This window comes from Rhizobacter sp. P5_A1 (assembly GCF_056400745.1).
Genome location: NZ_JBFUKR010000008.1, coordinates 257,152 through 265,524, shown reverse-complemented (window position 1 = coordinate 265,524; position 8,373 = coordinate 257,152). Strand labels below are relative to the sequence as shown.

At 67.9% G+C, this 8,373-nt stretch carries 8 protein-coding genes; 6 read left to right on the top strand and 2 right to left on the bottom strand.

Annotated features, from left to right (window positions below):
- The 6 genes from AC1DTW_RS11885 to AC1DTW_RS11860 all read left to right on the top strand — a co-directional run.
- The coding region (locus AC1DTW_RS11885; RefSeq protein WP_477981307.1) for an electron transfer flavoprotein subunit alpha/FixB family protein at positions 1 to 502 on the top strand (502 nt) is incomplete at its 5' end.
- A gap of 271 nt (positions 503 to 773) precedes the next feature.
- Positions 774 to 1,646, top strand: coding sequence for a fumarylacetoacetate hydrolase family protein (locus AC1DTW_RS11880; protein ID WP_477981306.1), 873 nt, complete (start codon positions 774 to 776; stop codon positions 1,644 to 1,646).
- A 10-nt stretch (positions 1,647 to 1,656) separates the two neighbouring features.
- On the top strand, positions 1,657 to 2,238 hold the full coding sequence (locus AC1DTW_RS11875; protein ID WP_477981305.1) for an amino acid synthesis family protein: 582 nt from the start codon (positions 1,657 to 1,659) through the stop codon (positions 2,236 to 2,238).
- Positions 2,239 to 2,250: 12 nt separating this feature from the next.
- On the top strand, positions 2,251 to 2,790 hold the full coding sequence (locus AC1DTW_RS11870) for a VOC family protein (RefSeq protein ID WP_477981304.1): 540 nt from the start codon (positions 2,251 to 2,253) through the stop codon (positions 2,788 to 2,790).
- A 39-nt stretch (positions 2,791 to 2,829) separates the two neighbouring features.
- On the top strand, positions 2,830 to 4,389 hold the full coding sequence (locus AC1DTW_RS11865; RefSeq protein ID WP_477981303.1) for a bifunctional 3-(3-hydroxy-phenyl)propionate/3-hydroxycinnamic acid hydroxylase: 1,560 nt from the start codon (positions 2,830 to 2,832) through the stop codon (positions 4,387 to 4,389).
- Positions 4,390 to 4,401: 12 nt separating this feature from the next.
- Complete coding sequence (locus tag AC1DTW_RS11860) at positions 4,402 to 4,980, top strand: NADPH-dependent FMN reductase (RefSeq protein ID WP_477981301.1); 579 nt, start codon at positions 4,402 to 4,404, stop codon at positions 4,978 to 4,980.
- Here the strand turns inward: AC1DTW_RS11860 and AC1DTW_RS11855 are convergent.
- Both AC1DTW_RS11855 and AC1DTW_RS11850 read right to left on the bottom strand, forming a co-directional pair.
- A complete protein-coding gene (locus AC1DTW_RS11855; RefSeq protein ID WP_477981299.1) occupies positions 4,934 to 6,994 on the bottom strand; it encodes an efflux RND transporter permease subunit in 2,061 nt (686 codons plus the stop codon). The two genes, AC1DTW_RS11860 and AC1DTW_RS11855, sit on opposite strands and share 47 nt — an antisense overlap.
- 10 nt (positions 6,995 to 7,004) lie before the next feature.
- Positions 7,005 to 8,360, bottom strand: a complete 1,356-nt coding sequence (locus AC1DTW_RS11850) for a DUF1329 domain-containing protein (protein WP_477981297.1) — start codon at positions 8,358 to 8,360, stop codon at positions 7,005 to 7,007.
- Positions 8,361 to 8,373 lie beyond the last annotated feature (13 nt).

The following is an 8,373-nucleotide window of genomic DNA, read 5'->3' as shown; positions in this document are numbered from 1 at the left end:
CACGGTGCGCACGACCGGCTTCGATCCGGCCGCGGCGAGCGGCGGTTCGGCCGCGGTCGAAAGCGTCGCGGCAACGCCCGACTCGGGCAAGTCGACCTTCGTCGGCAGCGAGATCGCGAAGAACGACCGGCCCGAGCTGACCGCCGCGAAGATCATCGTCTCGGGCGGCCGCGCGATGGGCAGCAGCGAGAAGTTCAACGAGGTGCTGACGCCGCTGGCCGACAAGCTCGGTGCAGCGCTCGGCGCGAGCCGGGCCGCGGTCGATGCCGGCTACGCGCCGAACGACTGGCAGGTCGGACAGACCGGCAAGATCGTCGCGCCGCAGCTGTACATCGCCGCCGGCATCAGCGGCGCGATCCAGCACCTGGCCGGCATGAAGGACAGCAAGGTCATCGTCGCGATCAACAAGGACCCGGAGGCGCCGATCTTCTCGGTGGCCGACTACGGGCTCGAGGCCGATCTGTTCACGGCCGTGCCGGACCTGCTGATGGCATTGGGTTAGCGACCACCTGACCGTCCGCGTTGAATCCACGGGCGTGGTCGTCGCGCAGGTGGCCGCATCGGCGTGCCGCCCACCGATTGGTCTCGACGCACTCTGCGGGATGTCCGCTGCGCGAAGGTCGCGTGGCCGCCCGTGCCACGTCACATGGCCGGAAGTCGATGTCGGGTTATCCCTCGATGCGCGTTTTATGCACAAAACACTATACTGTGCCCATATCGCGTTGCCGCCCTGGCGCAGCGAGACCGCTCCCGCAATTCACCGAGGAAGACCGATGAAACTACTTTCGTACCGACATGCCGACCGAGAAGCCTTTGGAGCCGTGATCGGCGATGGCGTGGTCGACCTCTCACGCTGGCGCGAAGGCGTGACCACCTTGCGCGACTACATTGCCTGCGGCGGCTATCGCGACGCGGCCGAGCACGTGAAGGGCAGGGCAGTCGACGCGAAGCTCAGCGAGATCGAGTACCTCCCCGTGATCACGGAGCCGGAGAAGATCGTCTGCGCGGTGCGCAACTACATGGACCACCACAACGAGGCGCTCGCCGCCGGCCTGCAGCGCGAGCTGTCGGACTTCCCGCCGATCTTTCTGCGCGTGTGGCGCTCGCAGTGTGGACACGGGCAACCGGTCGTCAAGCCGCGCGTCTCCGACACGCTCGACTGGGAAGGTGAACTCGCGGTCATCATCGGCACCGGCGGGCGCGACATCGCCGAAGCAGATGCCTGGAAGCACGTCGCCGGCTACAGCATCTACAACGACGTCAGCGTGCGCGAGTGGCAGTTCCATGCGAAGCAGATCGCCTCGGGCAAGAACTTCGAGAACACCGGACCGTTCGGCCCGTGGATGGTGACGGCCGACGAGATCGAACCCGGCCGCAAGCTGAAGCTCGAGACGCGGCTCAACGGCGAGGTGGTGCAGTCCAGCGACACCGGCCACCTGATCTTCTCGATCCCGCGGCTGATCAGCTACTCGTCGACGATCTTCACGCTGTCGCCGGGCGACGTGATCGTCACCGGCACGCCGGCCGGCGTCGGCTTCGGCCGCAAGCCGCCGCGGTACATGAAAGCCGGCGACACCATCGAAGTCGAGATCGAGGCCATCGGCGTGCTGCGCAACCCGGTCGTGGCTCAGGGCCCGAAGGCGTGAGGGGCGCATCGTGAGCCTCGTCGCCATCCGCAAGCGAAGCCTGACCGTCGAGACCGTCTTCCATGAGGGCGGGCCGCCGCCGGCGAAGCCGCTGCGTCTGGCCGCGGCCTGCGCCGTGATCCGCAATCCCTACGCCGGCCGCTACGAGCCGGACCTGCTGCCGTTCATGGCCGAGCTGCGCAGCCTGGGCACGCTGCTCGCCGAAGAGCTGGTCGGTGCGCTCGGCGGTGCCGCGCAGGTGGAGGCCTACAGCAAGGCCGCGATCGTCGGCACCGCCGGCGAGCTGGAGCACGGCGCCGTCTGGCACGAGGCCGGCGGCTGGGCCATGCGCCAGGTGCTCGGCGAGCCGAAGGCCATCGTGCCCGCGGCGAAGGCGGTCGCGCACACGGGCTACCGCTTGATGGTGCCGCTGCACTACATCCACGCCGCGTACGTGCGAAGCCACTTCAACAGCTTCGAGGTCGGCATCCAGGACGCGCCACGGCCCGACGAGATCCTGTTCGCGCTGGTGATGGCCGATGGCGGGCGCATCCACTCGCGTCTGGGCGGGCTGACCAAGGAGCAGGTCTCCGTGCACGACGGCCAACGCTGAGAGGGACACCCCATGTCATCGCCTTTCGCCCCCAGCCTGGCCCACATGGGCATGTTCTGCTTCGACCTCGACAAGATGGCGACCTTCTACCGCGAGGTCTTCGACATGGTCGAGACTGACCGGGGCCAGGGCATCACGATGCCGTTCAAGATCGTGTTCCTCAGCGCCAGCCCGCAGCAGCACCACCAGCTGGCATTGGCCTCGAGCCGAGCCGAAGGCAGCGCCAGCACCGTGATGCAGCTGTCGTTCAAGGTGCAGACACTCGATCATCTTCGCGAAGCGCGCTTGCGTGCGCTCGCGCGCGGCGCCAGCCGGATGCGTGGGCTGAACCACGGCAACGCCTTGTCGATCTACTTCTCCGATCCCGAAGACAACACGGTCGAGGTCTACCTCGACACCCCGTGGTACGTGAGCCAGCCTCACGGCGACCCGCTCGATCTGGAGCGTCCCGACGCAGAAGTCTGGGCCGAGACCGAGCGCATCTGCCGCGCCGACCCCACCTTCAAGCCAGCCGAGCAATGGCGCGCCCAATTCGGGCAGGCGGGCCGCTAGCGTCTGCCCTATCCCTTCACTTCCGCTGAACACCGCCGCATGAAAGAAGTCGATGTCCTGATCGTGGGCACAGGCCCCACCGGCGCCACACTCGCGGGCCTGCTGGGCCAGCGCGGCCTGCGCGTGGCAGTGTTCGACCGCCTGCCGGACCTGTACCCGCTGCCGCGCGCCGCCGGCATGGACCACGAGGTGATGCGCATCGCGCAGGAACTGGGAATCGCCGATCGCATGGCGCCGCATGTTGCGCCGTATCGCCCGAGCGAATACCGCGGCATGGACGGCCAGCTCATCAAGCGGCTGGACGCCGCACCGCCGCCTCACCGTCTGGGCTGGGCACCGAACTACGTGTTCGAGCAGCCGGCGTTCGAACGCTTGCTGCGTGCCCGCCTGGCCGAGCTGCCGACGGTGAGCGCGACCACCAGCGCCGAGGTCGTGGCCGTCGGCCAGGATGCCGACCACGCCTGGGCCGACGTCATCCTGCCCGGCGACAGCCAGCCCACGCGCCACGTCGCCCCCTTCCTGATCGCGTGCGATGGCGGCTCCAGCCCGATCCGCAAGCAGCTCGGCATCACGCTGGAAGACCTGGGCTTCGACGAGCCCTGGCTGGTGGTGGACGCCATCGTCTCCGACGCCAAGCTCGCCGAACTGCCGCAGACCCAGGTGCAGTACTGCGAGGCCGAGCGGCCTTGCACCTACGTCGTCGGCGTCGGCCGTCACCGCCGCTGGGAGATCATGCTGCTGCCCGGCGACAGCCTGGCGGCCGACTACCCGCCCGAGCAGCTGTGGCCGCTGCTCGAACGCTGGATCAAGCCCGGCGAAGGCGAAATCTGGCGCGCGGCGGCCTACCGCTTCCACGGCCTGGTGGCCAACGAATGGCGGCGCGGCCGCATCCTGCTGGCCGGCGACGCCGCGCACATGACGCCGCCCTTCATGGCGCAGGGCATGGTGCAGGGCATGCGCGACGCGTTGAACCTGGCCTGGAAGCTCGAGCGCATTCTGCGAGGCCGCTCCTCGCCGGACTTGCTCGACACCTACCATCAGGAACGCCGCCCGCACGTCGTCACCACGACGCGCACCGCGATGGAACTCGGCCGCGTGATCTGCGAACGCGACCCTGTGCGCGCACGCGAACGCGACGCACGACTGCTGGCCGAGCAGGGCGGACAGGTCACGACGCAGTTCCGCCAGAACATGATCCCGGGCCTGCACGCGGGCTTGATCGCACGCGAGACGCCGGGTGCCGGCTGCCTCCTGCCGCAACCGACGATCAACGTGCGCGACAAACTCGTGCGCCTCGACGACCTGACCGGTCGCACGGTGCGGGTCGTCACCCGCAGCGACTTGCCTGCGGCAGATCAGGCCTTGCTGCGCGACGCGCTTCAGCCTCTGGGGGGCGTGCTCGTGCTGCTGGGTGCCACCGGCGACAGCACCGCCGATGTGATCCACGCGGTGGAAGACGTGCCGGTTCTGACGCCCTGGCTCGCGCAGATCGACCGACGCTTTGTCGTGGCACGGCCCGACCACTGCGTGTTCGGCACGGCCGCATCAACAACCGAAACGGTCTCGTTGCTGGCTGCGCTGCGCGATGCACTGGCTTGAACGGTCGTCACGATGACGGCGCCTCGCCGTCGCGTGCTCGGCCTGTGCGGAAGCCTGCGCGCGCAATCGTTCAACATGGCGGCCCTGCGCGCAGCCGTGGAGCTGATGCCCAGCGGCGTGAGCGTGCAGATCGCGACACTGCACGGCATCCCGGTCTACAACGGTGACGACCAGGCCCAAGGCTGGCCACCGGCGGTGTTGGCCCTGGCCGACGCGATCCGCGCATCCGATGGCGTGCTGATCGCCAGCCCGGAATACAACTTCAGCATTCCCGGTGGGTTGAAAAATGCACTCGACTGGCTGTCGCGCCTGCCCGATCAGCCCGTCAAGGCCATGCCCGTCGCGATCCTCGGCGCGGCCACCGGTCCGGTGGGCACAGCCAGGATGCAATACGACCTGCGCAAGGTGCTGCAATTCCTCGAGGCCGATGTGCTGCTCAGGCCCGAAGTCTTCATCGGCCACGCCGCGAGCAGGTTCGACGACGCTGGTCGCCTGGTGGATGCGGCGACGCGCGGATTCGTCGCCGACCAGATGCGCGCCTTCATCACGCTTGCCGAGCGAAATCGGCGCTGGCGGACGCAGGCCGACTGAGCGGCTCCGGCCGCAGCAGGAAGTGCGCGAGCGCCGGCAGCAGGACGAGGGCCCCGACCATGTTCCAGACGAACATGAATGCGAGCAGGATGCCCATGTCGGCCTGGAACTTGATCGGCGAGACGGCCCACGTCCCCACGGCGAGGGCCAGAGTGAGCCCGGTCAGCACCACGACGTGGCCGGTGAACTGCAAGGCATGGTGGTAGGCGTCGGACAGTGTGTCGCCCGCCTTCAGCCGCGCCAGCATGACCGACAGCACATACAGCGCGTAGTCCACGCCGATGCCCACGCCCAGCGCGATCACCGGTAGCGTGGCCACCTTCACACCCATGCCCAGCGCCACCATCAGCGTCTCGCACAGGATGGAGGTCAGGACCAGCGGCAACACCGCGCAGGTCACGGCACGCCAGGATCGGAACGTCACGAAGCACAGCAGGATGACCGCGCCGTAGACCCACAGCAGCATCTCACGCATCGCCTGGTGCACGACGATGTTGGTCGCCGCGGCGATGCCGGCCGAGCCGGCGGCGAGCATGAAGCGCTCGTCCGCGGACTTCTTCGATGCGATGAAGTCCGTCGCCGCATCGATCACCCGCGTCAGGGTGGCCGCCTTGTGGTCCTTCAGGTAAACGTACAGCGACAGGAACGAACAGTCCTGGTTGAAGAACTCGCGCGGCGCGCGCGTTTGCACACCGCCGAGCGCGCTGTCGTTGGGGATCAGGTCGAACCACTTCAGGTTGCCCTCGTTGTAGCCCACCATCGCGAGCTTGGACAGCGCCGCCATCGAGTTGGTCGACTCCACGCCCTCGAGTTGTTCGAGCCGCCAGGCGAGTTGATCGAGCTTGGCGAGGGTGCCGTAGCGCGTGCACTGGTCTGCGGGCGTGGCGACCATCACGACCAGAATATCGGCGCTGGCGGCGTAGTGGCGCGCCAGAAAATCGTTGTCGCGGTTGTAGCGCGAATCGGCACGCAGCTCGGGGGCGCCGGGGTCGAGGTCGCCGATCGGCAACTTCAGACTCACCGCGTAGCCGATGACCGCCAGCACGGTGCCCACCACGATGGCCGCCAGCGCCGGCCCACGCCGCGTGAAGCGGTCGAGCTGGCGCCACAGCCAGGCGCGCTGCCGCGTGCCGGCCGGCCCGAGCGATGCGTCGACAACTTCGAGCCGCAGGCTGCGCGCCGCCGCCGCCGGGCTCACGCCGACGTAGCTCAGCAGAATCGGCAGCAACACGAGGTTGGTGAAGATCAGCACCGCCACGCCGATGCTCGCCACGGCCGCGAGGTCCTGAATCACCTGGATCTTGATCAGCGCCAGCACCGCGAAGCCCACCGCGTCGCACAGCAGCGCGGTCAGTCCGGCCACGAAGAGGCGGCGGAAGGTGTAGCGCGCCGCGACGGCGCGGTGCGTGCCGCGGCCGACGTCCTGCATGATGCCGTTCATCTTCTGCGCGCCATGGCTCATGCCGATCGCGAACACGAGAAACGGCACGAGCACCGAGTACGGATCGAGCTCGTAGCCGGCGAGCGCAAGCAGACCAAACTGCCACAACACGGCCACCAGCGAACACGCGACGACGAGCAGCGTCGAGCGCACGCAGCGCGTGTAGGCGAACAGCACCGCGCTGCAGATGGCCAGCGCGACGCCGAAGAAGGCCAGCACCTCGCGCATGCCCTCGATCAGGTCGCCCATCACCTTGGCGAAGCCGGTGACGTGGATCTTCACACGCTCGCTCTCGTACTTCGTGCGCAGCGCCTCGACCTGCCGGCCCAGTTCGCCGTAATCGAGCGCCACGCCGGTCCTGGGGTTCTTGTCGAGCAGCGGCACGAAGATGACGCTCGACTTGAAGTCGCCCGCGACGAGCTGGCCGATCTCGCCCGAGCGCTCGACGTTCGTGCGCACCTCGGCCAACGCCGCCGGCGAGCCGTCGTAGCTGTCGCCCATCACGGTGTTGCCGTCCAGTCCGTCCTCGGTCACCGCGACCCAGCGCGTGTTGCTGGTCCACAGCGACTTCATGAACGGCCGGTCAGCGCGTTCCTTCGTTGGCCAGGGTGTCGGGGCTGAAGAACGACTTCGGGATCGACGGCAGCGTCCTGTACTGCGTCGGCAGCTCGTTGGAGGCCATGTTCAGGAAGTACGCACCGGTCTGCAGGTCGTAGCCGCCCCACATCACATTGCCGAGCAGGGCAGGGATGTCCGGGGCGAGCAGCGTCAGCGTGTAGCTGGTGCGCCAGAGGTCACCCTTCGCGTCCCAGCCATCGACCAGCAGGATCTGCCAGCTGTCTTCGTCGATGTAGTACTTGCGTTTGGGCACGACGTGACGCTTGCCCGCCATCAATGTCGCGTCCACTTCCCACACGCGGTGCTTTTCCCAGCGCACCAGGCTCGGGTTCAGCGTGTTGGGCGTGACGAGGTCGGCCACTTTCGCGAGCGCGGCGCGGTTGTTGTTGTACGGGACGTAGATCTCCTTCTTGCCGACCAGCTTCAGCTCGTGCTTGTCGATCGGGCCCAACAGCATGAAGGCCTCGTCGAACAGGCCGATGCCCGAGGTGACCGAATCCGGCGTGTCGTAGCCGACGGCCGGTGCCTTGCGCACACGGCGCTGGCCGACGAGGTACTGCCACACGCTGCGTTGGGCGGTCAAGTTGAGGTTGTCGTGCACCAGGATCGCCTCGCCCGCCTTCGAGCCCGGCTCGGTGGCGACGAACTTCAGCAAGGTGTGGTAGCCCTCCAGCTTCTCGAGACTGCCGTCCGGGTCGTAGTACTGGTGGCGGAAGGTCTGCACGCCGCCCGAGGCCATCGAACGCTTGCCGTCGGCGGTCACCACCCAGACGCGGATCTGTGCATCGGTGTTCTGGCCCGTCCATGACAGGCGGAAGTTCTGGATCACCTCGTTGCCGTCCTTCGGGATCGGGAACGGGATGCCGCCATAGGCGTTCTCGGTGCCGTGCCCGCCCTCGGACAGCTTGGCACGCGTGGCATTCTTGAAGGTGTTGTCGTAGACGTACTGCGGCGCCGCGGCGCTGCGGTGCGACGGGTACACGTCGAGGCGGAAGTCGGGGAACTTCTTCAGCAACGCCTTCACGCCGTCGGTGAGCCCGGCCTCGTACTGCGCCATGTTCTTGGCGTTGATCGACAGCTCCGGCTTCTCGCCCGGGAAGGGGTCGGGGCGCGGATCGCCGCTCTTGTAGCCAGCGGGCGGCTTGGTGGAGCCACCGTCCCAGGCGGGAATGCTGCCGTCTTTGCTGGCAGCGCGCTCGCCGCCGAGCGGCATCAGCGTGGTCTTCAGCCTGGCGGCCTCTTCGGCCGACACGCCGGCCTGGGCCAGCGGCGCGGCAGCGAGACCCGCGATGAGGAGGGAGAGAAAGTGCGTGCTGTGCATGGAAGGCTCCAGG

Bases quoted from the DNA above. Each gene is read 5' to 3' on its own strand.
- AC1DTW_RS11880 (WP_477981306.1), top strand. From the start codon at position 774: ATGAAACTACTTTCGTACCGACATGCCGACCGAGAAGCCTTTGGAGCC.
- AC1DTW_RS11870 (WP_477981304.1), top strand. From the start codon at position 2,251: ATGTCATCGCCTTTCGCCCCCAGCCTGGCCCACATGGGCATGTTCTGC.
- AC1DTW_RS11865 (WP_477981303.1), top strand. From the start codon at position 2,830: ATGAAAGAAGTCGATGTCCTGATCGTGGGCACAGGCCCCACCGGCGCC.
- AC1DTW_RS11860 (WP_477981301.1), top strand. From the start codon at position 4,402: ATGACGGCGCCTCGCCGTCGCGTGCTCGGCCTGTGCGGAAGCCTGCGC.
- AC1DTW_RS11855 (WP_477981299.1), bottom strand. From the start codon at position 6,994: ATGAAGTCGCTGTGGACCAGCAACACGCGCTGGGTCGCGGTGACCGAG.
- AC1DTW_RS11850 (WP_477981297.1), bottom strand. From the start codon at position 8,360: ATGCACAGCACGCACTTTCTCTCCCTCCTCATCGCGGGTCTCGCTGCC.